Annotated in this window: 23 protein-coding genes; 12 read left to right on the top strand and 11 right to left on the bottom strand. The window is 65.8% G+C overall.

The genetic code is table 11. The features are described 5' to 3' along the window. Positions 1 to 128 precede the first annotated feature (128 nt). Complete coding sequence (locus EPB08_RS09390; protein WP_229238280.1) at positions 129 to 749, top strand: phosphatase PAP2 family protein; 621 nt, start codon at positions 129 to 131, stop codon at positions 747 to 749. Between the two features lie 45 nt (positions 750 to 794). Here EPB08_RS09390 and rnk read toward each other — a convergent pair whose 3' ends face one another. Beyond that, positions 795 to 1,205 carry a nucleoside diphosphate kinase regulator gene (rnk, locus tag EPB08_RS09385; RefSeq protein ID WP_130618826.1) on the bottom strand — a complete coding sequence of 137 codons (411 nt, stop codon included), beginning with the start codon at positions 1,203 to 1,205 and terminating at the stop codon, positions 795 to 797. Between the two features lie 521 nt (positions 1,206 to 1,726). Here rnk and EPB08_RS09380 point away from each other — a divergent pair. Continuing rightward, complete coding sequence (locus EPB08_RS09380; RefSeq protein WP_130618825.1) at positions 1,727 to 3,202, top strand: MFS transporter; 1,476 nt, start codon at positions 1,727 to 1,729, stop codon at positions 3,200 to 3,202. 63 nt (positions 3,203 to 3,265) lie between these two features. Further along, on the top strand, positions 3,266 to 4,471 hold the full coding sequence (locus EPB08_RS09375) for a cation:proton antiporter (protein ID WP_130618824.1): 1,206 nt from the start codon (positions 3,266 to 3,268) through the stop codon (positions 4,469 to 4,471). Between the two features lie 127 nt (positions 4,472 to 4,598). Here EPB08_RS09375 and EPB08_RS09370 read toward each other — a convergent pair whose 3' ends face one another. Both EPB08_RS09370 and fabV read right to left on the bottom strand, forming a co-directional pair. Further along, positions 4,599 to 6,014: a cryptochrome/photolyase family protein gene (locus EPB08_RS09370; RefSeq protein ID WP_130618823.1), complete on the bottom strand. Its 1,416-nt coding sequence runs from the start codon at positions 6,012 to 6,014 to the stop codon at positions 4,599 to 4,601. Positions 6,015 to 6,100: 86 nt separating this feature from the next. Further along, positions 6,101 to 7,306 (bottom strand): enoyl-ACP reductase FabV, encoded by a 1,206-nt coding sequence (fabV, locus tag EPB08_RS09365; protein ID WP_130618822.1) that lies wholly within the window; start codon positions 7,304 to 7,306, stop codon positions 6,101 to 6,103. 224 nt (positions 7,307 to 7,530) lie between these two features. On the opposite strand from fabV, the gene EPB08_RS09360 reads away from it, so the two are divergent. From EPB08_RS09360 to EPB08_RS09345, 4 genes are all read left to right on the top strand, one after another. Beyond that, complete coding sequence (locus EPB08_RS09360; protein WP_130618821.1) at positions 7,531 to 8,844, top strand: OprO/OprP family phosphate-selective porin; 1,314 nt, start codon at positions 7,531 to 7,533, stop codon at positions 8,842 to 8,844. Between the two features lie 108 nt (positions 8,845 to 8,952). Beyond that, positions 8,953 to 9,225, top strand: coding sequence for a hypothetical protein (locus EPB08_RS09355; protein ID WP_130618820.1), 273 nt, complete (start codon positions 8,953 to 8,955; stop codon positions 9,223 to 9,225). Beyond that, positions 9,225 to 9,479: a hypothetical protein gene (locus EPB08_RS09350; RefSeq protein WP_130618819.1), complete on the top strand. Its 255-nt coding sequence runs from the start codon at positions 9,225 to 9,227 to the stop codon at positions 9,477 to 9,479. The genes EPB08_RS09355 and EPB08_RS09350 overlap by 1 nt, the downstream gene beginning before the upstream one ends. 14 nt (positions 9,480 to 9,493) lie before the next feature. Further along, positions 9,494 to 11,065, top strand: a complete 1,572-nt coding sequence (locus EPB08_RS09345) for a PepSY-associated TM helix domain-containing protein (protein ID WP_130618818.1) — start codon at positions 9,494 to 9,496, stop codon at positions 11,063 to 11,065. A 52-nt stretch (positions 11,066 to 11,117) separates the two neighbouring features. On the opposite strand, the gene EPB08_RS09340 is transcribed toward EPB08_RS09345, so the two are convergent. The 3 genes from EPB08_RS09340 to pdxR form a co-directional block, all read right to left on the bottom strand. Beyond that, positions 11,118 to 11,780 carry a hypothetical protein gene (locus EPB08_RS09340; protein WP_130618817.1) on the bottom strand — a complete coding sequence of 221 codons (663 nt, stop codon included), beginning with the start codon at positions 11,778 to 11,780 and terminating at the stop codon, positions 11,118 to 11,120. 161 nt (positions 11,781 to 11,941) lie between these two features. Beyond that, positions 11,942 to 12,259, bottom strand: a complete 318-nt coding sequence (locus EPB08_RS09335) for an antitoxin Xre/MbcA/ParS toxin-binding domain-containing protein (protein ID WP_229238279.1) — start codon at positions 12,257 to 12,259, stop codon at positions 11,942 to 11,944. 262 nt (positions 12,260 to 12,521) lie between these two features. Further along, positions 12,522 to 13,949: a MocR-like pyridoxine biosynthesis transcription factor PdxR gene (gene pdxR, locus EPB08_RS09330; protein ID WP_130618816.1), complete on the bottom strand. Its 1,428-nt coding sequence runs from the start codon at positions 13,947 to 13,949 to the stop codon at positions 12,522 to 12,524. A gap of 99 nt (positions 13,950 to 14,048) precedes the next feature. On the opposite strand from pdxR, the gene EPB08_RS09325 reads away from it, so the two are divergent. The 5 genes from EPB08_RS09325 (at position 14,049) to EPB08_RS09305 (ending at position 19,688) form a co-directional block, all read left to right on the top strand. Further along, positions 14,049 to 14,486 carry a carboxymuconolactone decarboxylase family protein gene (locus EPB08_RS09325; protein WP_130618815.1) on the top strand — a complete coding sequence of 146 codons (438 nt, stop codon included), beginning with the start codon at positions 14,049 to 14,051 and terminating at the stop codon, positions 14,484 to 14,486. A gap of 10 nt (positions 14,487 to 14,496) precedes the next feature. Then, entirely contained in the window at positions 14,497 to 14,964 is a 468-nt protein-coding gene (locus EPB08_RS09320) for a cupin domain-containing protein (RefSeq protein ID WP_130618814.1), read from the top strand. 236 nt (positions 14,965 to 15,200) lie between these two features. Continuing rightward, entirely contained in the window at positions 15,201 to 16,283 is a 1,083-nt protein-coding gene (locus EPB08_RS09315; protein WP_130618813.1) for an aromatic ring-hydroxylating oxygenase subunit alpha, read from the top strand. 16 nt (positions 16,284 to 16,299) lie between these two features. Beyond that, complete coding sequence (locus EPB08_RS09310; protein ID WP_130618812.1) at positions 16,300 to 17,613, top strand: amino acid permease; 1,314 nt, start codon at positions 16,300 to 16,302, stop codon at positions 17,611 to 17,613. Positions 17,614 to 17,618: 5 nt separating this feature from the next. Next, positions 17,619 to 19,688 carry an oxidoreductase gene (locus tag EPB08_RS09305; RefSeq protein ID WP_130618811.1) on the top strand — a complete coding sequence of 690 codons (2,070 nt, stop codon included), beginning with the start codon at positions 17,619 to 17,621 and terminating at the stop codon, positions 19,686 to 19,688. 25 nt (positions 19,689 to 19,713) lie between these two features. On the opposite strand, the gene EPB08_RS09300 is transcribed toward EPB08_RS09305, so the two are convergent. The 5 genes from EPB08_RS09300 to EPB08_RS09280 all read right to left on the bottom strand — a co-directional run bounded on the left by EPB08_RS09300 (position 19,714) and on the right by EPB08_RS09280 (position 26,900). Then, entirely contained in the window at positions 19,714 to 21,285 is a 1,572-nt protein-coding gene (locus EPB08_RS09300) for a phospholipase D family protein (RefSeq protein WP_130618810.1), read from the bottom strand. Positions 21,286 to 21,511: 226 nt separating this feature from the next. Further along, on the bottom strand, positions 21,512 to 22,546 hold the full coding sequence (gene zipA, locus EPB08_RS09295) for a cell division protein ZipA (protein ID WP_130618809.1): 1,035 nt from the start codon (positions 22,544 to 22,546) through the stop codon (positions 21,512 to 21,514). Between the two features lie 11 nt (positions 22,547 to 22,557). Further along, entirely contained in the window at positions 22,558 to 26,067 is a 3,510-nt protein-coding gene (smc, locus tag EPB08_RS09290) for a chromosome segregation protein SMC (protein WP_130618808.1), read from the bottom strand. Between the two features lie 267 nt (positions 26,068 to 26,334). Then, positions 26,335 to 26,598 (bottom strand): BolA family protein, encoded by a 264-nt coding sequence (locus tag EPB08_RS09285; protein WP_130618807.1) that lies wholly within the window; start codon positions 26,596 to 26,598, stop codon positions 26,335 to 26,337. Between the two features lie 2 nt (positions 26,599 to 26,600). After that, positions 26,601 to 26,900 carry a YciI family protein gene (locus EPB08_RS09280; RefSeq protein ID WP_130618806.1) on the bottom strand — a complete coding sequence of 100 codons (300 nt, stop codon included), beginning with the start codon at positions 26,898 to 26,900 and terminating at the stop codon, positions 26,601 to 26,603. Position 26,901: the final 1 nt, after the last annotated feature.

Raw genomic sequence — 26,901 nt, 5'->3', positions numbered from 1 at the left:
AAGACGACCATGAGGCCGACTGACGCCGTCGGCCTGCCCTGACCTCGCCATAAGGCGCGGGAAAGCTGCCTCCCCTACAATTTCTTGCGACCGCGGCGTCTGGCCCGCGGACAGGGGAAAATCAGCAAGTGCGTATCTTCAAACTGGCCATTCTGGCCATGGCGGTCGCGAGTGGCGCGGCCCAGGCCGGAGGTGGTCCTTTCGGCATCGACCACACCGTCCACTACGACAACAGCGGCATCTGGAAGCGCAGCAACCAGAACATCCTGTTCTACGGCACCGTGCTCACCGTCGGTGGTGGCGCACTCTGGCTGGGCGACCAGGACCGCCTCGGCGACACCTTCTGGCGATCGGCCGATGCCATGGTGACCACCGCCATCACCACGCAGACCATGAAGTGGATCTTCCAGCGCGAGCGCCCCTCGCAGACCAACGATCCCAACAAGTTCTTCCAGGGTTGGGGAGCACACAGCTTCCCCAGCAACGAGGTGGGCGCCATCTCGGCGGCCGTGACGCCCTTCATTGCCACCTACGGCAGCGAGCATCCCTCCACCTACCTGCTCACGCTGCTACCCGCCTATGCGGCCGTCGCGCGCGTGAAGACCCTCGGCCATTGGCAAAGCGACGTGCTGGTAGGTGCCGCCATCGGTACCGGCATGGGCCTTTGGGCCATGCATCGCGAATCGCCCTGGACGTTGAGCGTGCTGCCGGACGGCTTCCGTATCGGCTATTCGCACCATTTCGACTGATGTGAATGGCCCCGGGCAGACATACCGGCCCGGGGCTCGCATCGCTCAGCGATGCAGGTCGCCGGCAGACTCCGGCTGGTATTCGATCTCGAGCACGCGCAAGCGACGCGAACGTCCGTCCGGCATGGGCCATTCGATGTATTGGCCGACCGCCAGCCCAAGCAGCGCACTGCCGACGGGCGCGAAGATCGACACTGCGCCCGGCACACCGGCGCCCGAGGGATACACCAGGCTCACGGTCAGCTCGTCGCTGCTGTTCTCGTCCTCGAAGGTGACGACGGAGTTCATCGTCACCACATCGGCCGGCACCTGCGCGGGCTCCACCACCTCGGCGCGATCCAGCTCTGCGCGCAGCGCGTCGTACTGCGCCAGCTGCGAGTGCGGCATGCGTTCGAGGAGTGCGTCGATACGCTCCAGATCCAGGCGGGAAATGACGATGGGTGGCTTGATGCTCATGATGACTCCTGTCCGCGGATGCCCATGGCATCCACCTGCTGATGACCTTGAAAAAGCGACGCGCCGGGACGAAACCGTCCCGGCGCGTGTGGGCGTTGCTCTACCTGTCATGGTCGAAACCTGCCAGGGCCCGCAGCATTCACGTCGACGTGTTTGACGTCGCGCGCACATGCAAACCCTAAGATGAAACGGCACTGACTTTGGACGCGACAGCCGACGAAAGCAAGCTGTCATAGCAGGTATCATAGAGCCTGTTCAATGTCTCCACGTAGCTCGCGTTGACTACCGATGGCTGCCAGCGAGCGGACCGTGGCGCCGCGCCTGACTGGCCGTCAGGTCAAGCCGCGGGCCGCTCGCTGGCAGCCATCGGTAATCAACCCTTTGGGCAGGGTCTGTTTGCCCGCCATCCCGCGTCATCACTCCGTCGTGTATCGACATACACTCCATCGTTCTTCCTTGGCTGGCGCGCAAACAGCTCCCTGCGCGAGCCACGTGGAGACACTGAACAGGCTCTGAGGGACATGCCCGAGCACATCCCCGCCACGGAGGCCAACCTCCCCGTTCCGCCCCCTGGCGAAGAGGCGTCGCTACCCGCCGACCCTCCGGAGTCGTCGCATGAGCGCTATCGCGGCCTGATCTGGCTGGTCGCCGCGGCGTTCTTCATGCAGGCGCTGGATTCCACCATCGTCAACACGGCGGTGCCAGCCATGGCGGAGGCGCTCAACGTCACCCCGCTGGGCATGCGCACGGCGTTGACCAGCTACGTGCTGACACTCGCGATCTTCATCCCCGCCAGCCCGTGGTTGTGCGACCGCTTCGGCACGCGACCGATCTTTGCCGCCGCCATCGGCACCTTCACCGTGGGCTCCCTGCTGTGCGGCATCGCGCAGACCCTGCCCCAGCTCGTCGCGGCGCGCGTGTTGCAGGGCCTTGGTGGCGCTGCGTTGATGCCGGTGGGTCGCTACGTGCTCGTGCGCAGCATCGAGAAGCGCGATTTCGTGAGATCGATGAGCACCGTGGCAACGGTAGGCCTGCTTGGCTCCGTGCTCGGCCCGCTGCTCGGTGGTGCGTTGGCGCAGTACACGTCGTGGCGACTGATCTTTCTCATCAACGTACCGGTCGGCATCGTCGGCATGTGGATGAACCGCCGCGACATGCCCGACTACCGGCTCGACGATCCGCACCGCTTCGACATCCTGGGTTTCCTGTTGTTCGCCGCGGCCTCGGCGATGCTGCTGACCGCGTCCGAAGTGGCGAGCGGTGGCGGTGTGCAGTGGCCGCGCATCGGCGCATACGGTGTGCTGGCCATCGTGTTCGGTTGCATCTACGTGTGGCACAGCCGCCGTACCGATCACCCGGTGGCCGACCTCAGCCTGCTGCGCGTGCGCAGCGTGTGGGTGTCACTGGCGGGCAACCTGTTCACGCGCCTTGGCGTGTCGGGCATGTTCCTGTTGCTGGTGTTGTTCCTGCAGGTTGGCTGCGGCTGGTCGCCCTTGATGGCCGGCCTGATGATGGTACCGCAGGCTCTCGGCTCGATTACCGCCAAATGGGGCATCAACCGCCTGCTCAACCTGTTCGGTTATCGGCGACTGCTGTTCACCAATACATTGATTGTCGCGGCGCTGCTCGCGTCGTTCGCGCTGCTCGGCAAGGGTTCGCCGATGTGGCTGATCGCCCTGATGGTGTTCATCTACGGCGGCTTCATGGGCATGCAGTACACCGCCATGAACACGTTGATCTACAACGACCTCGACGTGAAGTACGCGTCGCAGGCCTCTTCCATGGCATCCACGGCCCAGTACCTGTCGATGAGTTTCGGCATTGCGCTGGCCTCCCTGCTGATGGAGGCCTTGCTGCAGGGACACGCGCACGAGGACTACATCCCCGCGTTCCGCTGGACCGTGCTGTTGCTTGGCGTGGTGACGGCGACGGCCAGCTGGGTGTTCAGCCGCCTGCAGCCCGACGCCGGCAAGCGCCCTTCACGCTCATCCGATTGAGGCGCGCTGCCTGGCGTGAACGGGTAGCATGCAGGACATTGTTCCATTGCGAGCCAGCGCCGCATGCATCACGCCAGTGACATCCTGCTCACGCTTTTCATTGTCTTCGTCGCCGCGCAGATCGGCGGGGAGATCGCGCAACGCCTGAAGCTGCCGGGCGTGGTCGGCGAAATCGCCGCAGGCTGCGTGGTCGGTCCGTCGGTGCTTGGCTGGATCACACCCGAGCAGATCGCCTCGGGCACGCCGCTGGACGTGCTGGCGGAAATCGGCGTGGTGCTCCTGCTGTTTTCCGTTGGCCTGGAGACCCGCCTCGAAGATCTGAAGAAGGTCGGCAAGGTGGCCTTCCTCGTCGGCGTGCTCGGCGTGCTGCTGCCGTTCGGCATGGGTGGCGTGTGGGCCCATGGCAATGGCTTCGACTGGAGCCGTTCGCTGTTCATCGCGGCGGCCTTCGTCGCCACGTCGGCAGGCATCACAGCGCGCGTACTGCAGGAGCTGGGTGCACTGCAGCGCACCGAGAGCAAGGTCATCCTCGGGGCCGCCGTGATCGACGACATCCTCGCCATGTTGCTGCTGGGTGTCGTGGTATCGATCCAGGGCGGTGGAGGCGTCGACCTGTTCCACTTGCTGGCCGTGCTGGCCGGCGCCGTCGGCTTCATTGCGGTGATCGGCGTGGGCGGTGCGCGCATGATGCGCTGGAACTCCAGCTGGCTGGATACGCCACGCAGCCCGCACTCGGCCCTGGCCATCGTGCTCGCGCTGTGCCTCGGACTGGCCTACGTATCCACCCTGTTCGGACTCGCCGCCATCATCGGCGCGTTCCTCGCCGGCATGATTGCCTCCGAGACGCGGCAGCAGCACGCGCTCGAGAAACAGACGCAGCCGCTGCTGGCCCTGCTCACGCCGTTCTTCTTCGTGGTGACCGGCAGCAAGATCGACCTGACGCAGCTGGCCAGCAAGGAAGCCTGCCTCATGTTGCTGGTGGTCACGCTTATCGCCATTGCGTCCAAGCTGATCGGCGGATTCCTCGGCGCACTTTCGCTGGGTCCGCGTAGCGCCACGATGGTTGGCTTCGGCATGGTGCCGCGTGGCGAGGTGGGTGTGGTGATCGCCAGCCTCGGCCTGTCCGCCGGGGTGTTCACGGCACAGATCTATGCCGTCATCGTGGCGATGTCGCTGCTCACGGCGATGGTGACGCCGCCCGTGCTGGCGTGGATGCTGCGGCGTGCCGGTGCGTCTGGCGGGAAGGTGCAGGCACCGGAGTTGCGTTGAGGTTCCGCCCACTCCGCCTTGTTTGTAGGAGCGCACCCAGTGCGCGATCGGACTGCGCAAACCGTCGAATGAGGTGATACGCGGCGCTGCGATCGCGCACTGGGTGCGCTCCTACAACAAGCGGGGGTTATGCGCCGCGCATGGCCTGATACGCACCGAGCGCCGCCGCGCGGCTTTCGCCCAGATCAACCATGGGCGCGGGATAACCCGAACGCTTCAGCAGCACAGGATCCTTCCAGGGCTCATGCAGCAACGGTAGCGGTGCATCGGCAAGCTCGGGCAGCCAGCGCCGCAGGTACTCGCCTTGCTTGTCGAACTTCTGCGCCTGCGATACCGGATTGAACACACGGAAATAAGGCGCGGCATCCGCACCGCTGCCGGCCACCCATTGCCAGCCCAGCGAGTTGTTGGCGAGGTCGGCATCGACCAACGTGTCCCAGAACCAGCGCGCGCCGTGGTGCCAGTGCTGCCTGAGGTTCTTGCAGAGAAAACTCGCCACCACCATGCGCACGCGGTTATGCATCCACCCCGTGTGCCACAGCTCGCGCATACCCGCATCGACCAGCGGGATACCCGTGCGGCCGCGCTGCCAGCGTTCCAGCCATGCCTGGCTATCGGCCGCCCACGGAAAGCGGTCGAAACGCGCGTCGAAATTGGCGGTCGGCGTGGTGGGAAAGTGATAGAGCAGGTGATGCGAGAACTCGCGCCAGCCCAGTTCGCGCAGGAACGGTTCGATATCGGGGCGCCGCCGCGCATCGACTGCAGCAACACGCGCCGCCAACGCGTGATGGATCTGGCGCGGCGATATCTCGCCGAAGTGAAGATGCGGCGAGAGATACGACGTGCCGTGTCGGGCCGGCAAATCCCGGGCAATCGCGTAATCGGCCACGGCGTCGTCCGCAAAGACCTCCAGCCATTCCCACGCGCCATGCTCGCCAGGCCGCCAGGTGTCATGAAGGCCGGCGCCCCAGCGGATGGTCGGGCGCAACTCGAGTGACTCGATGGCGAGCCGGCCTTCAGCCTCGATGCCCCGTATCGCCGGCACGGGCAGCGGCGAAGTCACGGAAAGCTGCGGTCGAAGGTTGCGCCAGAACGGCGTGAATACCCGGTACGGCGTCTGCTGCTTGGTTTCCAGCTGCCATGGTTCGAACCAGAGCGAGCCGTTGAAGCTATGGGCGTCCACGCCTTGTTCGCGCAACGCGGCCTTGACGGCGCTGTCGCGTGCGATCCCGGCGGGTTCGTAGACACGGTTCCAGTAGACGGCCGATGCGCCGGTCGCCTCGATGAGCTCGCGCAACACCGCCAGGCTGTCGCCATGCCGCACATGTAGCGATGCGCCCTGCTCGCCCAGCTGCGACTGCAGAGCACTCAGCGAGTGATGCAACCACCAGCGGCTCGCGCCGCCGGGCGCCCAGTCGCCTTCTTCATGCGGCGCATCGATATAGACCGGCAACACGCGCTCGTGCGCCGCGCAGGCAGCGCTCAGCGCGGGATGATCAGCAAGACGGAGGTCACGGCGGAACCAGACGATGGCGGTGCTCATCGCGCCAGCTTAGCCAACGAGGGGCGGCCGTGTCCGCCCCTGCGGCGTGCACTCCGCGGCATCGCCGCGGAGTGCCATGCGATCGATCAGAGTTCGACCACGTCGAAGCGACGGTCGGAGTCCACGTCCGCTTCGTAGTTCACGTCCTCACGGCCGAAGCCGAACAGGCGCAGGAAGTCGTGCTTGTAACCTGCGTAGTCGGTGAGCTTGTTGAGGTTTTCCGTGGTGATGGTGGACCACAGTGCCTTGCACTCGGTCTGCACGTCCTCGCGCAGCTCCCAGTCGTCCAGGCGCACGAGGCCTTCGGCGTCGAGCTCGATCGGCTGGTGGTCCTTGCGATACAGGCGATCGCGGTACAGGCGGTTGATCTGCTCGATGGTGCCTTCGTGGATGCCCTTTTCCTTCATCACGCGGAAGGAGATGGCGATGTAGAGCGGCAGCACGGGGATCGCCGCGCTCGCCTGCGTCACCACCGACTTCATCACGCCCACGTAGGCGTCCAGATGTTCGGCCTTGTGCTCGGCCACCAGCTGCCTGGCCGCGTTGTCCAGGTGCTGCTTGGCCTGGCCCAGCGTGCCGTGCCAGTACATCGGCCAGGTGATTTCCGTGCCGATGTAGCTGTAGGCGATGGTCTTGGCGTGGTCGGCCAGCACGCCGGCCTTGCTCAGCGCGTCGATCCAGAGCTTCCAGTCCTCGCCACCCATGACGGTGACGGTGTCCTTGATCTCCTGCTCGGTCGCCGGCTCAACCGAGGCCTGCACCACGGTGTCCTTGTTGGTGTCGATCGAGTTGGCGGTGAAGGTCTCGCCAATGGTCTTGAGCGAGGAACGCACCACTTCGCCGGTGTCTGGCAGCTTGCGCACCGGCGAGGCCAGCGAATAGACGACCAGGTCGATCTTGCCGCCCATCTCGTTCTTGATGATTTCGATGGCGCGCTCACGCGTTTCATTGGCGAACGCGTCGCCATTGATCGAACGGCTATAGAGGCCCGCCTGCTTGGCGAACTTGTCGAACGCGGCGGAGTTGTACCAGCCGGCCGTGCCGGTCTTGGTATCGCTGCTGGGCTTCTCGAAGAACACGCCCAGCGTGGCCGCGCCATAACCGAAGGCGGCGGTGATGCGCGACGCCAGGCCGTAGCCGGTGGAAGCGCCGATCACCAGCACGCGCTTGGGACCTTCACCCAGGTCGCCCTGCGCCTTGGTGATCTCGATCTGCTCGAGCACGTTGCGCTCGCAACCGACCGGATGGGCCGTCACACAGATAAAACCACGCACCTTGGGGTTGATGATCACGCGAGCGCTCCTGGCAAGACAGTGCAAACCACCATATTAACCCGCGTGCCCGGCCATGCGCTTCCGTAGGGTGCGTGCCTGATCGCCGCGCCCGTAGCGCGTCCCCCGACCGCCTGTGACGGAAGCTTCACGACCGGCCCACTAGCACTATGGGGCGGATGGCGCCTCGCACATCGCGGCGCCCATGGCCGGACGGCATGGCCGCTTGCGCGCAACGATCGAGGATGATCGCGAAGATGGGCGAGGTCGAACGCACAACATCGAGGCGCACGCCCTTGCTGATCGCGGTCATGGCGGCCTGTGCCGCCGCGTCCGGCTGCGTCAGCCAGCCGGCCAGGCCGGCCGCATCCACCGACGAATCGACGCCAGCCACGCCCACCACGGCCGCCGCGGAGCCGACCGACAAACCCGGCCTCGATGCCCTGCGCCGCCTGTCGCTCATGCGTCCGCTGGAGGGCGGTATCGACACGCCGCTGGTGCATTACCAGATCCACGGCTACCTGATGGTCGATGCGGCCGCTTATTCCGACAAAGGCCTGGGCGACACCCAGTTCAGCGTGCGCCGCGCGGACCTCAATTTCCAACACATGCTGTGGCACGACTGGCTGTTCTACGCAGACAGCGAACTGGTCAACTGGCACCTGGAATTCAAGGACATCTACGTACGCAAGCAGACGCAGCACTTTGGCGTCGTCACCATCGGCAACCAGCAGGAGCCGTTCGGACTGGAGCAATACGGCAGCTTCCGCAACACCACCTTCCTCGAGCGCGCCACCAGCAGCGCACTCGCCCCCAGCCGCAGCGTGGGCGTGACGTCCAGCGATGTCCGCGGCCCGTGGATCTGGAGCTACGGCTTCTTCACCGCAGGCACCAAGGACGAAGGTCGCCAGCAGCGCGGCCTCGCGCTGACCGGTCGGCTTGCCTACATGCTGCCGACCGACCATGGGCCCTATCACCTCGCGGTCGACTACTCCACGCGCCGACTCGGTGCCGACAACAACCAGCGCTTCAACTCCGCTCCCGAAGTCGCGCTGTCTTCAGGTGCCTATTTCCTCGACACCCAGAGCATTTCCCACTCCGACGGCGTACGCCGCTATGGACTGGAAGCCGCCCACGTCAACGGACCGTTCTCGTGGCAGGCGGAATTCATGACCGCGCACCTGCAGCGCGACAGTGGCTTGCCGTCGCTGGATTTCCGCGGCTGGTATGCCTACGCCAGCTGGATGCTCACGGGCGAAAGCCGCGAGTACCGCGAAAGCAACGCGACCTTCGGCCAGGTGGTGCCGCGTGTGTCCTGGAACGGCCGCGGCGGCGGCGCGCTGGAAGTGGCCGTGCGTCTGAGCCGGACCGACCTCAATGATCGGGACGTCATGGGCGGCACGGAGACCAACCTCACCCTGGGCGTCAACTGGTACCTGGACAAGTCCGTGCGCCTGTCCGCCAACCTCGTCCACGCCCTGGAGCTCGACAAGCCCGGCGGCACCTACGACGGGAAGCATCCTTCCGCCCTGGTGGGTCGCCTGCAGTACCAGTTCTGACGCGTGAGAGCGGCCGGCTTGCCGCAGCCGGGTTGACAGGCACGATTCTGGAAATAAGAATTGTTCTCATCAATTCGGATCCCCCGAGCCCGGCAAGGAAGACTCTCCGTGACCGTCCCGTGTGCGCTGCTGCTGACCCTGGCAGGCGCGGTGCTGATTTACCTCGCAAGCGCCCGACAGCGCCTGCGCAGCGCAAGCCTGCCCTTGTCGGCCCGCATGGCGGGCTGGCTGCTGGTGCTGGCCGGCACGACCGTCTGGTTGTTCGCCGCTGGCCTGGGTGCCGGCGTCGCCGGCGCGCTCACCACGCTGATGCTGGCCTGGGTGTCGCTGCCGTATCTCGCCTGGTGGCGCGTCGCCAACGCATCGGCCGGCAAACCATGATGGCACGCTGCCTTGCCGGCACCCTGCTCGGCTTTCCGCTGGCCGCCGCGCTGCTGGCACTCGCGCTGCAGCTGCTGCCGGACCGTGGCGCCGCGTTTCTCATTCCCGCGCTGATCCTGCTCTTCCCGTTGTGGACCGGCGTGATGGCGGGTGCCTACATGTTCCGTAGCGGACCGCGCGCATGGCTGGTGCTCGGCGCCGCCAATACACTGGCATTCCTGGCCTTGTGGGCCGGGCGCCACGTGGGATCGTGAAGCAGGGAAGCCCGATGAAATCCTCCACCCTCCGCACTTACCAGACCGTCCATACCTGGACGGGACTGCTCGCCGGATTCGCACTGTTCATCGCGTTCTACGCCGGTGCGCTGACGGTCTTCCGCGACGATATCGCCGCCTGGCAGAACCCGCCCTGGCGCAGCGCCACCGATGCGGGCGTGCCGGTGGATGTGCTGGTCGACAAACTGCTCGAAAAGCACCCTGCCGCGCGCGAGGATTTCGGCATCGTGCTGCCCACCGACAGCTCGCATGCGGCCTACGCGTACTGGGTGGAGAAAGGCGAGACCCGCTTCGCCACCGCCAGCCAGATGGACGCGCCGACCACGGAAGCGGCCGGGAACGAGCTGGCCGATTTCGTCTACGCCCTGCACGACTCGCTCGGCCTTCCGGTGGTCGGCCTGTACCTGATGGGCATCGTCAGCGTGCTGTACGGGCTCGCGCTGGTGTCGGGCATTCTCATTCACCTGCCACAGCTGGTCAGCGATTTCTTCGCCATGCGCGTGGGCCGCAACCTCAAGCGCCTCTGGCAGGACGCGCACAACGCGATCGGCGTGCTGAGCCTACCGTTCCACGTGATCTTCGCGGTGACCGGCGCGCTGTTCTGCCTGTTCACCATCACGCTTGCCGCGCTCAATACCGTCGCCTTCGACGGCAAGCTGTTCGATGCCTTCGCCAAGGCCACCCAGACCACGCCCGCGGTGGTCGCCAGCGGCACGCCGGCCAGCATGCTTTCCGCCAATGTGTTGATGGAACGCGCCCGCGCCCAGGCACTGACCAGCGGCGTCACCAGCTTCGAACCTGACTACCTGCACTTCGCTCAATACGGCGACCGCAACGCAGTAGCCGAGGTACGCGGCCTTTCGCAGCACACACTCGGCACCTTCGGCACCGTGGCCATGGCGGCGCACGACGGCAGCGTGCTGGAGACGCACGTGGGCAAGCGCTACAGCCTCAACGGCATCAGCTATGCCGCGCTGTTCGGCCTGCACTTCGGCAGCTTCGGCGGGCGCACCGTGCAGTGGCTGTATTTCATCCTGGGGCTGGCCGGCGCCTTCCTGTTCTATTCGGGCAACCTGCTGTGGATCGAGTCGCGCCGCAAGCGCCGGCACCTCGATCAGCCACGACGCACGCAGGTGATGGCACGCGCCACCATCGGCGTATGCATCGGCAGCTGCCTGGCGATTTCCGGCGCCTTCGCGGCAACGTGGATCGCGGTGCGGCTGGGCGTGGAAGCCGGATTGCCGCAGCGTATCGCCTGCTACGGCCTGTTCCTCGTCGCCTGCGGGTACGCCTGCGTGCGCCCGATCGCGCGCGCCACGGTGGAGCTGCTATGGGCTACCGCGGCACTCACCATCGTTGTGCCGCTGGTGGACCTCGCGTTCAACGTTGGCGACATCGCCAGGGCATGGGCGCCGCTGGGCTGGAGCGTGCTTGGCGTGGACCTTGCCGGCATCGCGCTTGGCCTGGTCTTCGTCAGCTTCGCACGAGCAGCCGCGCGACGCGCTCGCCGTGGTGACACCAACAGCGTGTGGGCCATGGAGACGGCGGCGCGGCCGTCGCCCTGAAGACTCGTCCGGCCGGATCGCTGTACCGGCCGGAAACCGTTGCCCGCAAGGCTTAAGGCGTCTCTTCCGGAAACACCGCGCCGTAAATCATCCCCATCGCGAGATCGAAGTTCTTGAGGCGTCCGTTGATTTCAACGCGCCTGCCGTCACGGAGGGTAACCACGCCGGTATTGGGCGCTCGGGGGCCGCTTCGGGTGATCTCGACATTGCAGATCTCACGGAACATCACCTCGCGCCGTTCCCGCCCGGTCACCGCGATACGGTCGCGCTTCACCGTCACGGAGATGCGGAACGCGCGAACCGCCTCCAGCAGTAAGACCGCGGCCATCACGAGACAGGTGATGCGATCCACGGGACGCAACGTTTGCCCCATCGCCTGCGCGATCACCGGCGCGGCCAGAATGGCCATGCCCAACAAGCCGCCGAGTGCCACATAGGCCGTCCTGACCTGGAAGACGACAGGGCGCAGTGTCGGCGGGAACGGCCGGCTGTGCACGGGCAAGCGCCCTCCCTGGCTCGCTGCCAGCTCGAAAACCGCGGAGGGGGCGAAGCACGTGACCCAGAGTACGACCGCACACGCCATCAGCTGGAAGTAGGCCGGCTCTTCGATACCGAAGCGTTCGGTGAAATAGTCAGCGGCAAGGATGCCGCCGATGGCGATCGCCACCACCGGAACCAGCAGGCGTAAGCAGGCAAACCATAAGCGACCGGACATCCCTGTCTCCGTGCGTCGGGCCAATAGCCCATGCCATCCATGCGCATACGCGGAGCGCCAGGGTGGCGCGCCGTGGCCGGCGTCATTTCCGCATCGTGCCATGCGACCGGGCAACGCGCCACGGTCGCCCGGACGGGATCAGCAAAGTCCCGGAAAACGACTCAATAGGCCATCCGCACCGAATTGAGCCGCGCCGCGACGGGGGCATCCCCCACCAGCGCGATCTCGTCCCACACGGTGTCCTCCTCGCCGTCCGAGATCAGCTCGTAGGCTGTGCGTCCGCCGAAGGCATTCTGGTGCCGGCACATCCAGCGCACGGCGCGCTGGCGATCGCCCAGGCTCTGCACCAGCATCGCGGCCAACGTGCCGTGACGCTGCTCCAGTGAGATGAAGGCCCGCTCCATGACGTCATCCCGCAGGGCATTGATCTGGGCAAGCTCGGTGCCGACGTCCTGAAACTTGATGGTCATCTTGCGCATACGTTCGCTCCCTTTTCCCCCACGCCGTCAGCTCACGTCGTCTCCCCGCTGCGCTCTCCTTCGAACCGGAGACGAGCGAGGGCTGCGAGTACCCATCCGTGGGCCCGTGGATCACTTGTCAAGGCGGAAACGCCACGCAGCAACAGCGAATCCGCGCAGCCCGATCATGCGAAAGCAAATGCTGATGCCGCGTGAATTCCGGAAGGTCTTTGGCTAGGCCATTCGGAAGACGCCCGCCCGCGTGCAAAACAGCGGTGGCGCGCTACTTCTCAAGCAACGCGCGCAGCATCGCAAGGGATGTGTCGATGGCTTTCTCCGGCATATCGCCGTAGCCGAACAACAGCCCCTGTTTCGCCTGCCGGCCCGCATAAAACCCGGCAATGCCGTACAGGCCGATGGAAGCGCCGCGCGCACACTCGATCACATCGGCCTCCATGAAGCCGCTGCGGAGGAAGGCCGCCAGGTGGATTCCCGCCACCGGGGCAATCGGCTCAAGCCACGGTGCGAGTGGGCCCTGCAGATGCTTCAGCAAGGCCTCGCGACGCAGCGCGTAGTGCTTCTGCACGCGCCGGACGTGCCGCCCGAACTCGCCATCCAGCAGGTAACGCCCCAGCGCAGCCTGGGTGAGACTGCAGCCATGCCAGTCGTTGATCTGCTTGGCCTTGAGGAAGGCCTCGGCCAGGGAGGCCGGCGGTACCACGTAGCCGACGCGCAATTCCGGAAAGAGCGTCTTGGAAAACGTGCCCACGTAGGCCACCACGCCTTCGCGGTCCAGGCTCTTGAGCGACTCGACCGGCCGACCCTCGAAGCGGAACTCGCCGTCATAATCGTCCTCGACGATCAGCGCGCCCCGCCGTCGTGCCCACTCGAGCAAGGCCAATCGCCGCTCCAGGCTCATCGGCATACCCAGCGGGAACTGATGCGACGGCGTCACATAGACCAGGCGGGCCTGCTCCGGCAGCAGGTCTACCCGCAACCCTTCCGCATCCACGCGAACCGGCACGACACGCGCGCCCAGCGCCAACAAGCTCGCGCGCACCGGCGGATAGCCAGGCTCCTCGACCGCCACCGTGTCGCCGGGATTGACCATCACCCGCGCTGCCAGGTCAATCGCCTGCTGCGCACCCTGCGTGGCGATCACCTCCTGCCAGTTGCACGCGACGCCACGGCTGAAGCCAACGTAGCGGGCGATGCCCAGGCGAAGTTCCTGCTCGCCGGCCGGATCGCGATAGATGCCCCTGCCCCGCAACTGCGTGCGCAATGCATGCGCCACGCATCGACGCCAGGGCGCCGGCAGGAACAAGGCCTTGTCGGTGACGCCACCCAGATAGTCGTACGGCGGCCGTTCGCCCGGCTTCGGCATGGACAGCACCTCGGGCACACGCTTCCAGATCCGGGCCGGGCGTGGTTCCGCCTGTCCCCGGGCACGCTTTCGTGGTGGCGCACTGGCCAGCCCTTCCGCCACGAACGTGCCATCCCCGGTGCGGCCTTCCAGGAAGCCTTCCGCCACCAGGCGCTCGTAAACCTCGAGCGTGGTCTTGCGCGATACGCCAAGTTGCTGCGCCAGATCGCGCGTGGATGGCAGGCGCGATCCGGGGGCCAGACGCCCCTCCACGATGGCCATCCTCAATTGCTGGTAGACCTGACCAGAAAGGTCACGACGTCCGGCGAGGGTCAGCTGGATGTCCATCAATGGCTACCTCAAATCTCGCGAAAATGGACATTCAAGCAGGCCAATAGGAAGTCTAACCTGATCCCACTTTCCCAACACCCCTCCGGAGATCACCTCATGAGCCAGCGTCTCGACTTCTACAAATCCAGCCCCGAAGCCATCAAGGCCATGGTCGGCCTGGAGCAGCGCATCGGCAAAAGCGGCCTGGAAAAGTCCCTGGTCGAACTGGTGCGACTGCGCGCTTCCCAGATCAATGGCTGTGCCTACTGCGTGGACACGCATGCATCCGATGCGCGCAAGGGTGGCGAGAACGAGCGTCGCCTCGCCACGCTCAGCGTGTGGCGCGAAACACCGTTCTTCACGGATCGCGAGCGCGCCGCGCTGGAGTGGACCGAGTCGCTCACCCTGATCGCCGACAACCATGTGCCGGACAGCGTGTGGGAGTCCGTGCAGCCGCACTTTTCCCAGGAGGACCTGACCGATCTCACCCTGCTGATCGTCGCGATCAACGGCTGGAACCGGTTCGCGATCGCTTTCCGCAAGCTGCCCGCGTGAGATCACCGCCATGAGGACTCCGACCACTTCACGTCTTGCCGCGATCTTGCTGGCTGGCGCTTCGGGCCTGGGCTTTGCCCATGCCGCCTTCGCTCACGACACGGGCGAGGAAAAGGTGCAGCCGTTGATGAAACAGGCGATGAGCGAGGCTCCTGGCAAGAACGTCATGATCGCTACCGTCACCCTCGCACCCGGTCAAAGTGCAGCGCCTCACCTGCATCCTGGCTCCATCTTCGCCTACGTGCTGGAAGGCAGCGTGGTATCGCAACTGGAAGGTGAGTCGCCCCGAACCTACAGGCAAGGTGACACCTGGTACGAAGCACCACGCGTGCATCATCTGGTGACCCGCAACGCAAGCACCACGCAACCTGCCCGCTTGCTGGTCTGGGCGATCGTCGGTGACAAGGAACCGATCAAACTGCCTCTGCCCCAACAGTCCGCATCCTATGCGGCACCACACGATCTGCCTGCACATTGAATAGTCCGCGACCGCACTCGTGAGCCAGAGGACTCGCTCCACCGGCTCACGGTCGCATCAGTCTTCTCGCTGATCGCGTCGGGTATCTCGGACTGGGAAAAATCGCCCCCCTTGCGCTCGACTCCGTCGGCAAGGCCATACTGCGTCACGGGCATGACGCCGGTGTGAGACGGAAGCCGGGCAGGCCTCGCCATCACGCCTCATCGTGCCGGACCATCCCGGAACCGGAGTCACGCATGCAGGCTGATACCACCGTCCTGGCACTCGAACACGCGCGGGCCTTGTCGCCGCGCTACTACTTCGGGGACGACATACTTGCCATGGAGTTGCGCGCGGTGTTCGCGCGCAGCTGGCAGCTGGTCGCGCACCAGGGACAGTTGGCCGAGCCGGGCGACCACGTGGTCGAACACATCGGTGACGTGCCGGTGCTGCTGGTACGCGGGCACGACGGCGTACTTCGCGCTTTTCCCAACGTCTGCCGGCATCGCGCAGGTCCGCTGGCCCTGTGCAACGGCAAGGGCATCCGTTCCCTGCACTGCAAATACCACGGCTGGACCTACACGCTGGAAGGCCAGCTGCGCAGCGCGCCGGAAATGCAGGACGCCGCGGACTTCCGCGTGGAAGATATCCGGCTGCCACCGTTGCGAGTGCATGAGTGGCAGGGCCTGGTTTTCGTCGCGCTGGACGAAGAGACGCCTCCGTTCGAAGAGGTGTACGGCGGCATCGTGGAACGCATCGCGCCCATCGACCTGTCCGCCATGCGCTACCTGCGCCGCGACAGTTACGACATCGACTGCAACTGGAAGGTCTACATCGACAACTTCCTGGAAGGCTATCACCTGCCCCACGTGCACCCGGGGCTGTCCAAGGTGCTGGACTATCGTGCGTACGACACGGAGCTGTTTCCCTGGTATTCCCTGCAGTCTTCGCCCTTGCGCAACAGCTCGGACATCTACGGGGACGGCCAGGCCTTCTATTACTTCGTCTATCCCAACGTGATGCTCAACATCATGCCGGGCCGTATGCAGACCAACCGCATCCTCCCGCTGGGGCCGGGCCGCTGCCGCGTGGAGTTCGACTACTACTACGCGCAGGACGACGCGGCGCAGGCCCGCATCGAGGCGGACCAGTCCTTCAGCGACGAAGTGCAGCACGAGGACATCACCATCTGCGTGGCCGTCCAGAAGGGACTCGCCTCGGGCCACTACGAACCGGGCCGCCTTTGCCCACGGCGCGAGAGCGGCGTCTGGCATTTCCACAACGTGCTGCGCCATGCCTACGCGGCCGACCAGGCCCGCCCAACGACATCCCACGACTGAACGGATCAAGCCGCGCATGAGCCAAGGCAACAAGATCGGTTTCTGGACCTGTACCGCGCTGGTCGTAGGCAACGTCATCGGCCTGGGGATCTTCATCCTGCCAGCCTCGCTGGCGCCTTATGGTTTCAACGCCATGATCGGCTGGCTGGTGACGCTCGCCGGGTGTCTGGCGCTGGCCCGTGTGTTCGCCCACCTCTCGCACGCCCTGCCCGACGCCGATGGACCTTACGGCTATGTGCGCAGCACGCTGGGCGAACTGCCGGCCTACATGGCGCTGTGGGCCTACTGGGTATCGGTATGGCTCACCAATGCCGCCCTGGCGACCGGTGTCGTCGGCTACCTCACGGTGGTGATGCCGGAACTGGGCCGCATCCAGCCGACGCTGTTCGCGCTGGTGCTGTTGTGGTCGTTCGTGGCCGTCAATCTGCTGGGCGTGCGCATGGGCGGCGGCGTGCAGGTGGTGACCAGCGCGCTCAAGCTGGTTCCGATGGCAGGCATTGCACTGCTAGGGGCCTGGGTGTTGTTCACGACGCCGGCCTCCTACACCGCACATCCGCCGGTCACGCCGCTGACGCTGGGCAACGTGACGGCAGCATCCACCATCGCGCTTTTCGCGATGCTCGGCATCGAATCGGCCAGCATCCCCGCCTCTCGCGTGGTCAATCCCGGACGCACGATTCCACGCGCAACCATGACGGGAACGCTGCTCGCCGCAGTCGTCTACGTCATCGTCTCCAGCGTGCCCATGCTGCTCATCCCGCAAGGGGAACTTGCCAACGCGAATGCTCCCTTCGCCTTGCTGATGGAACGCTACATGGGCGCCGGCGTCGGCCGCTGGCTGGCCCTGTTCGTGGTGGTGAGCGGGCTCGGCTGCCTCAATGGCTGGACCCTGCTGATGGGCGAACTCACCCGCACCATGGCCAACAACGGCGTACTGCCGGCCGTACTGGGTCGCGACAATCGACGCGGTGCGCCTGCCGTCGCGTTGTTGGTCACCGGCGTACTGGCATCGGCGATGGTGTGGATGAGTTACAGCAAATCGCTGGTGGCAGCCTTCACCTTCATCACCCGCGTGGTGACTGCCGCCAACCTTCCGCTCTACCTGTGCTGCTCGCTGGCGCTGCTGGTGCTGTGGCGCAGGGGCGACGCACCGAATGCCGGCCGGCAGGCCGTGGTCTTCGGATTGGCCGGTGCGTGCTACGTGGTCTTTGCCTTCATCGGCAGCGGGCGCGAACCGTTCCTGCTCGCGCTGGGTCTCATGGCAGCGGGCCTGCCGCTATATGGCTTCATGCGCCTGCGCCATCCCGCGACGTCGCCGCTGAAGGTGTGACAGCCATGCGCGATCCACGCTACGACATCCTCTTTACCCCGGTGCAGATCGGCCCCGTCAGGACCAAGAACCGCTTCTTCCAGGTGCCGCATTGCAACGGCATGGGCCACGCCATGCCACTGGCGCACGCGGCCATGCGTGAAGTGAAAGCCGAAGGCGGCTGGGCCGTGGTGTCCACCGAAGAATGCGAGATCCATCCGACCGGCGACCTCACGCCCTACGTGGAGGCGCGGCTGTGGGACGACCGTGACATCCCTGCCCTCGCGCTGATGTGCGACAAGGTGCACGCGCACGGCGCGCTCGCTGCCGTGGAGCTGACCCACAACGGTCCGACGGCGTCGAACCTCTACTCGCGCGAAGTGCTGATCGGTCCGTCGCACCAGCCGTCCAAATACGGCTACCCGTCGCAGGCGCGCGCGATGACGCTGAAGGACATCCGCGAGTACCGCCGCTGGCACAAGGAGGCGGCGCTACGTGCGAAGCGTGCGGGCATGGACATCATCTATGTCTACGCGGCACACGATCTCTCGCTGCCGATGCACTTCCTGCAGCGTCGGCGCAATCACCGCAGCGACGAATACGGCGGCACGCTGGAAAACCGCGTGCGCCTCTTGCGCGAAGTACTGCAGGACACCCGCGAAGCCGTGGGCGACAAGTGCGCGGTGGCGTTGCGCTTCGCGACGGACGAACTGCTTGGTCCCGAAGGCGTCGAACTGTCCGAGGCGCACGACATCGTCGGCCTGCTCGCTGAGCTGCCCGACCTGTGGGACGTCAACCTCGCCGCCTGGTACAACGACTCGGTGCCCTCGCGCTTCGCTCCCGAGGGCGCGCAGGAGTCGTTCGTTTCCTTCGTCAAGAAACTCACCACCAAGCCGGTGGTCGGCGTGGGCCGCTTCACCTCGCCCGACACGATGGTGTCGCAGATCCGTCGCGGCGTGATCGACCTGATCGGCGCCGCCCGTCCCTCCATCGCCGATCCGTTCCTCCCCCGCAAGATCGAGGAAGGTCGCGTCGACGATATCCGCGAATGCATCGGCTGCAATATCTGCGTCTCGGGTGACATGACCATCTCTCCCATCCGCTGCACGCAGAACCCGACCATGGGCGAGGAATGGCGCAAGGGCTGGCATCCCGAACGCCTGCCACCCAGGCGCCACGCCAGCCGCGTACTCGTGGTTGGCGGCGGCCCCGCGGGGTTGGAAGCCGCCCGTGCGCTCGGACAACGTGGCTATGACGTGAGCCTGGCCGAAGCACGCCGCGAACTGGGCGGACGCGTCACCCGTGAAGTGCGCCTGCCTGGCCTGGCCGAATGGGCGCGCGTGCGCGACTGGCGAGTTGGCCAGATCGGCAAACTCACGAACGTCTCGGTCTATCTCGACTCGGTGCTATCCGCCCAGGACGTGCTCGACTTCGGTGCGGAACACGTTGTGCTTGCCACGGGTTGCCACTGGCGCCGCGACGGTTTCGGACGCAGCAATGGAATGGGCATCGACTGTCTCGCCGCTCACCCTTCTGTTTTCACGCTCGATGACCTGATGGATGGTCGCCTTCCCTCGGGCAACGTGGCCGTCTTCGACGATGACGGCTTCTATTACGCAAGCATCGCCGCGGATCTTTTGCACCAGCACGGCTGTAAGGTCACCTATGTAACGCCCGAAGACAGCGTGGCGCCGTGGAGCGTGAATACGCTGGACTATCGCCACATCCGCAAACGGATGGCCAAGCAGGGCATCGATGTGCAGGTATCCCACTCCGTCGCAGGATTCGACGGCGGAGTGTTGATGCTGGAAAACACCTGGGACGGCTCGCGCATCGAGCAAGCCTGCGATGCCATCGTCACGGTGACGGCCCGCCTGCCCGACGACGCGTTGTATCAGTCGCTGCTTGAGCGCGAAGCCGAGTGGACCGACACAGGTATCCGCTCACTGCGCTGTATCGGCGACGCCGAGGCACCCGGCCTGATCGCCCACGCGATCTATGCCGGCCATCGCTATGCGCGCGAGCTGGAAGAACCTTCCACTGACGAGGTGGCATTCAAGCGCCACTTCCACGCGGCACATCCGCAGGACGTCTGAGCGAAGGCCCGGGCTGCCTGCCTCGTCAGAGCAGCCCTTCGATCGGAAGCAGTCCGCCCACGTTGACCTTGAAACGCCGCCACCAGCTGGTTTCCGGCGAGTGGTCGTAGCGGATCATCTCGCCATCCGCCTGCCTGCCCTCCCAGTACTCCTTGCCGTTCGCATCGAGCAGCACCTGGTAGGCGTGCTCGGGCTTGGTGGCATCGGCAAAGATCGCGAGCAAGGCCTTGGCCAGCGCCGGCGAATGGATGATCACGCCGTCTTCGGTGTTGATGTCGATGGAACGCGGATCGAGGTTCATCGACCCCACGAAGGCATGTTGCGCATCCACCACGAACGCCTTCGCGTGCAGGCTGTTGGCGCCGCTGGACGAACCGAAGAAATGGCTGCCGCCACCGCTCCTGCGTGCGTCGGGCTTCAGTTCGTAGATCTTCACCCCCGCCTTCAACAAGGGCGGCCGATAGGACGCATAGGCTACATACACGTTGCCCGCGTCGGTGGAGGCCAGGGAGTTGGTGAGCACGTCGACGTCCACGCCACGCTCGCGCATCCCCTGCAGGTAGGCCACGCCTTTTTTGCCGGGCACGAAGTACGGCGAAATCAGGGTCACCTGTGTCTTCGCTTCGTCGAGCCATGCGCGGATCGCGGGCGCCATGTGCAGGTCGCGGTTGTTGGCATCGGGGTCGCCCTTCTCCGGGTCGTCCGCGAGGTATTCGGCCTGCCCCCAGGCCCATTGCTCGGACGGCGTTTCGCGCGAGAGATCGCCGACGCGAGCCACCAGGCTCTGCGCATAACTGCTCTGGCTGAACGTGCGCGCATGGGAAGCCATGGACTTGCGCAGATCCTCCAGTTCTTCGGGGCGCGGTTCGTGCTTGTGGAAGGCACCGATGGGATACGACTGTGGACTGTTCCAGTAGCGGTCGAAAGCCTGACCGACCTCGGCCACTACGGGTCCCACCGCGAGCACGTCCAGGTCGCGGAAGTTCACGCTGTTGTCGGCATCGAAATACTCGTCACCGATATTGCGCCCGCCCACGATCGCCATCGCGCCGTCGGCGTCGAACGCCTTGTTGTGCATGCGACGGTTGAGCCGCGAGAAGTCCCCCGCGAACTGCTTGCCCATGCCCCATAGCGAGGAGTTGCGCTCGAGAAAAGGATTGAACAGGCGGATCTCGATGTTGGGATGCCCATCGAGCACCCGCAGCACCTTGTCGTTGCCCGCCACGTGCAGGTCGTCCAGCAGCAGGCGCACGCGCACACCGCGGTCGGCGGCGGCCAGTAGGCGCTGCGCCAGCAGTTCGCCGGTCGCGTCGCTGTGGAACATGTAGTACTGGATATCCAGCGAGTGCTTGGCGCGGTCGGCCAGCGCAATGCGGGCAAGCAGCGCATCGCCGGAATCGCTGATCAGCCGGACACCCGAGTCGGTGCCATGTTGCGCCGTCATGCGGGCGGCATAGGCCACCAGCGGAGCGTCGGCCTGCACCGGCAAGACGGTGCTGGCGACGCGCGGGTAGTCGGGACGAAGGTCCGAGTGGGTACAGGCGGCCAGCGCCACCAGTCCCAGCCAGGCAAGGTGACGCAGCGATGTCCAGGCCATGCTCCCCTCCTTGGGTAGCACTCTAACCTGAGGGGGCCGGTCTTGGGGGCATCCCTTTCGCGGGACGGGCCGGGCAGGTATGGCGGCCCGGGATCGCGCACTGGGTGCGCTCCTACAAGAGCGAGGCGCCTCCCTGTAGGAGCGCACCCAGTGCGCGATCAGGGCCTAGCTTCGCCGTGGGGTTGTCGCGCACAGGGTGCGCTCCCACAGAGGTCCGCTTGCCGGCTTACCGGCCGAAGGTGATTTCCTTGCCTTCGTGGTCGCGATCCCAGCCGCGCAGCTCGTCGCGGATATGCGCGATGCGCTGGCGACCGAGCGCATTGCGCTCCTCGTCCAGCACCTGGCCATCCAGCAGTTCGGCCAGTCGCTGCGCGGTAGGCAGCATGGTGTCCCAGGCATCCAGCGCCGGGATGGGCGCAGGCAACGTCATGAAGAAGCTGAGGCCCGGAGTGCGCAGCGCGTCCAGGCGGGTCAGGTCGAAATTGCCCGGCTTGAGCATGTTGGCCACGCTGAAGATCGGGCCCTGCTCGCGCTTGCCGTCGACCAGGCGGTGGTAGATGCCCATGTCGCCGAATTCCAGTCCGGCCTTCTCGGCCGCGACGATCAGGTCGGCGCCATGGAACACGCTACCTTCGCGCGCCACCACGAACAGGGTGACGATGCGTTCGACGGGCATGCGTTCCGGACGACGACCCAGGTCGGAACGCGGCGGTATGTACGGCCCAGCCGGGGCCGGGGCGGGAGCCGCCACGGGAGCAACGGGTGCCTGTGCGATCACCGGCTCCGGTGCAGCAGCGCGCGGCAGCGGCGCAGGCTCGGCGTGGCCGTGCGCAAGGCTCTGTTCGAACTGTTCCGGCGGTGCGCGCAGCGCATCGACGATCGAAGCAGCAATGCCCTGCGGCCTGCCGAGCGGTGCCGGCTCCAATTTGTCCTTGCCGCCGGCGAGCGTGGCGCCGAGGCGCTCCAGCTCTTCCCGCAGGCCCATGTCCAGCTCGCCCTGCATCGGCAGGTGGTCGCCGGCATCCAACTGGAAGTCATCGCGTGCATTGAACGAGGGTTCGTCGCCCACCTCGCCATCACCGCCGCCAAAGGTCGGCTCGCGGCGTTCGCCGGACACGTTGGGCACGAAGCGACGCCTGCCCTGCTCTTTCTTCGGCTGGCCGAACAACCAGATCAGGGCGAGCACGATCAGGCCGACGATCAACATCGGAACCCCGACGGCGGGATTCCAGGCGAAGGCGAGCACGGGTTGTGGGGTCATGTCGAAAATCCTCAGGCTGCGCCCGCAAGTTTAGCGGCTTCTGCCAGATCCACCTGCACCAATCGCGATACGCCGGCTTCGCGCATGGTCACGCCGCACAGCTGCGTCGCGGCTTCCATCGTTGCCTTGTTGTGGCTGACGAAGATGAACTGCACCTTCTCGCTCATCTCCTTCACCATGTTGGAGAAGCGGCCCACGTTGGCCTCGTCGAGCGGCGCGTCCACCTCGTCCAGCAGGCAGAACGGCGCGGGATTGAGGCCGAAGATGGCGAACACCAGCGACACGGCGGTGAGCGCCTTTTCACCGCCGGAAAGCAGGGTGATATTGGACACGCGCTTGCCCGGCGGCCGCGCCATGATCGCCACACCGGTGTCGAGCAGGTCGTCGCCGGTGAGTTCGAGATACGCATGGCCACCGCCGAACAGGCGCGGGAACAGCTCCTGCACGCCGGAGTTCACGCGGTCGAAGGTTTCCTTGAAACGCTGGCGCGTCTCGCGGTCGATCTTCTTGATCGCCGCTTCCAGCGTCTCCATGGCGCTGGCAAGGTCGGCGAGCTGGTTGTCGAGATAGGTCTTGCGCTCGCTCTGCTCGGCGTGTTCCTGGATCGCCGCAAGATTCACCGGCTCCAGGCGCACGATTTTCTGGCCGATGTCGGTGAGCGCCGAACGCCACTGGCTGGCGTCGGCGTCTTCCGCCAGCTCCGCCAGCAGCGGTTCGAGCTCGAGGCCGGATGCAGTGATGGCTTCGGCCAGCTGCTCGGCGCGCAACTGCAGTGCCTGCGCGGCGAGGCGCTTCTGCGAGAGGTTTTCGCGCAGGCCGTTGAGCACCTGCTCGATGCGCTGGCGCTCCTGCTCCAGGCGGCGGAACTCGCCGTCGCAGTCTTCCAGGGCGCGGCGTGCTTCCACCAGCTGCTTGTCCACCAGCAGGCGCTGGTCGAGATAGGTCTGGCGCTCGGCTTCCAGCTCCGCAATGGGATCGGAACCGGCGGCAAGCTGCTCGGCAATTTCGCTGCGGCGCGCTTCGATCTGGCGCAGCTGCGTTTCCATGCGCGCCAGCGCCTGCTCCAGCGAGCTGAGCGAGGAACGCTTGGATTCCATCGACAGCGCCAGGGCATGCGCCTGGTCCGCCGCCTCGCGTGCATTCATGCGCGCTTCTTCGCGTGCTTCCAGCAGGGCGCGGCGTTCGTTTTCCAGTTCGCGGCGCTGGTCTTCCAGGTCGCCCATGTGGCCGACCGATTCATCCAGGCGCGCGCGCGCATCGCGCGTCTGCGTCTGCAGTTCGTCCAGCTGGCTGATCAGGTCGCCGAGCTCGCCGGCCACCTTTTCGGCGCGGGCGCGGGCAGTTTCCATCTTGCCGCGGTGACTCTGCAGCTGGCCGGCCAGTTCGGACTGGCGGCGATGCGCGTTGTACAGCTCGCGCTGCGCGTCATCGCGCGCGCGCTCGGCTTCGAACTTGCTCGTGCGCAGGTCGTCCAGCGTATTGGTGGCCTCCTCGATGCGCTCTTCCAGCGCCAGGATCTGTTCTGCCAGCGTGCGCATCTCGCGCTCGCGTGCCAGCACGCCGACCTGGTTGCCCTGCGCGCGACGCACGCGGGCCCAGCCCGGACCGATCCATTCGCCGCCGCGCGTCATCACCGACTGGTAAGGCGCCAGCGCCGACAGGCCACCCACGACCTGATGCGCGTGTTCGATCGAATCAGCCGTGAGCACATGGCTGAGGATGGAGATCGCCGCGGCCGGTCCACGCACGTGCGCAGCCAGCGTACCCGCCGTATGAGCGCCACCTTCGGCGCCATCGACCAGGGCCACGTCGGCGTTCTCAAGCGAAGCGAACTCGGCGGCCAGTCCGTGCGCATCGTCCACCAGCACGGCATCGAGATAGCCGGCCAGCACGGTTTCCACGGCCGTTTCCCAGCCAGCTTCCACCTGCAGCGATTCGCCCAGGCGACGCGACTTGTCCAGGCCCAGGCGGCTCAGCCAGCCGCTGGCGGCGCTTTCTTCCTGACCCAGCGCGGCGTGCTGCAGGGCTTCCAGTGAAGCCTGGCGACCGCGTGCGGTCTGCAATTGCTGGCGCGCCTCGTTGAGCGAGGACTGCACCTGGCGCTCTTCGTCGAGCACCTTCTCGTGAGCCGACTTGTGCTGGTCGAGCAACTGGCCCAACGATTCCACGCGCTCACGCTGCGTGTCGTGTTCGATATCCAACTGTTCCGCGGCAGCGTCCAGCGCAGCCACGTCGGTCGCCTTCTGCTCCGCTTCCAGCGTCTCCTTGCGACGCGAAAGATCGATGCCTTGGCGATCGAGGTAGTTGAGCTTGGTGCGCTCCACTTCGGCGGCGCGACTGGACTCGCCCGCGGTGCGCGTGTGCGAATCCCAGCGCTGCTGCCAGTCGGCCAGCTTGGTTTCGGTGTCGCGCAGCGATTCACCGGTGTCATCCTGCATCTGCTGCAGGGACTCCAGCTTCGGCTCGCCTTCCGCCAGCGCCATGCGCAGCGTTTCCACCTGCGTGCGGTCGTTGGTGATGTGTTCGGCCAGCTCGGCGTGTTCGCGTTCGGCCTCGCCCTGCGAGCGCTGCAGCCGGTCGGCGGTTTCGCGGTTGAAGCGCACCTGCTGCTCGACGCGCGCGATCTCGGCGCCGACCTTGTACACCTCGGCCTGCACCGTGTTCAGATGCTCACTGGCCTCGGTGTGGCGCTCGCGCACCGTCTCCATCTGCGCTTCCTGGTGGCGCTGCATGGCGACGAACTTTTCGATCTCGACCTCGGCCGCATTCAGGCCCGAGCCTTCCTTGTCGTGCTGGCCCTTGAGGCCGCGGTATTCGAGTGCGCGCAGTTCGGCTTCCTTGCGCACCTGCTCTTCTTTCAGCGCCTTCCAGCGCTCGGCGGCGCGGGCCTGGCGGTTGAGGTGCTCGAGCTGCTTGTCTACCTCGTCGCGCACGTCGCGCACGCGGTCGAGGTTCTCGCGGGTGGACTTGATGCGGCTCTCGGTTTCCTTGCGCCGCTCCTTGTACTTGGAGATGCCGGCCGCTTCTTCCAGGTGCGTGCGCAGCTCGTCGGGGGCAGCCTCGACGATCTGGCTGATCATGCCCTGCTCGATGATCGAGTAACTGCGCGGACCAAGGCCCGTGCCCAGGAACAGGTCGGTGATGTCACGGCGACGACAGCGCGCGCCATTGAGGTAATACGCCGACTGCCCGTCACGGGTCACCTGGCGCTTCACCGAGATCTCGGCGTACTGGCCGTACTCGCCCTGGATGGTGCCGTCAGAGTTGTCGAAGATCAGCTCGACCGTCGCCTGGCCTACCGGCTTGCGCGCGTTGGAGCCGGAGAAGATCACGTCGGTGAGCGAATCACCGCGCAGGCGGCTGGCCGCGCTCTCGCCCATCACCCAGCGGATGGCATCGATGATGTTGGACTTGCCGCAGCCGTTGGGCCCCACCACGCCGGTCATATTGGTCGGCAGGTGCAGGGTGGTCGGGTCCACGAAGGACTTGAAACCGGCGAGTTTGATCGTGGTCAGGCGCATGCGGGCGTCAGCAGCCAAATAGGTGAAGCCCGACGCGGTCGGGCGATGGGTCACTGTGCCAAACGCAGGCCCCAGCCGCAATGCGTTCTGGCTCGATGTTTCACTTTAACACTGACTCACAAGTCAATGTTATAAAAGAATTTATCGGCGAGGCCTTATCCGTCATTCCCGCGAAAGCGGGAATCCAGCGCCTTCAGTGCTCTTTGAAGGAAGCCATGCCTGCAAATCCCAGCCCTCGCCGAGACACCGCCGTAGGGACTGCCGGGCTTATTCGCCCGGCGCCTTGGCGTCGATGGAAAGCGCGTGGATGCCGTTGTCCATGAGGCCCTGCAGGGCCGCGTACACCTGACGGTGGCGCTTGATCGACAGCTGGCCGGCGAACGCCGCGCTGACCACGCGCACGTGGAAATGCCCCTTGCCGTCGTTGGCGTGGCCCACGTGCTTGTAGCCCTCGTCCAGCACTTCGAGGGCCACGGGATCGAGCGCCTGCTGCAGGCGCTCGCGGATCTGCTCGACCATGGGCGTGCCCATGCTTACGGCAGCGCCTTGCGGAACGGCTGGATGGCGACGCTGGCGTAGACGCCGGCAGCCACGTACGGGTCGGCCTGGGCCCAGGCTTCCGCATCGGCCTGCGTCGGGAACTCGGCCACGATCAGGCTGCCGGTGAACCCGGCCGGGCCCGGATCTTCCGCCTCGATCGCCGGAAACGGGCCGGCCAGCATCAGACGTCCCTCGTCCAGCAGCTTCTGCAGGCGCGCGATATGCGCAGGGCGGGCACCCTTACGGGCTTCGAGCGAATCGGACACGTCCGTACCAATGATGGCGAACCACATA

The organism is Dyella amyloliquefaciens (genome assembly GCF_004296575.1).
Taxonomy (GTDB): domain Bacteria; phylum Pseudomonadota; class Gammaproteobacteria; order Xanthomonadales; family Rhodanobacteraceae; genus Dyella; species Dyella amyloliquefaciens.
The sequence above is the reverse complement of the archived record's forward strand: the minus strand, read 5'-3'. Positions and strand labels throughout refer to the sequence as shown.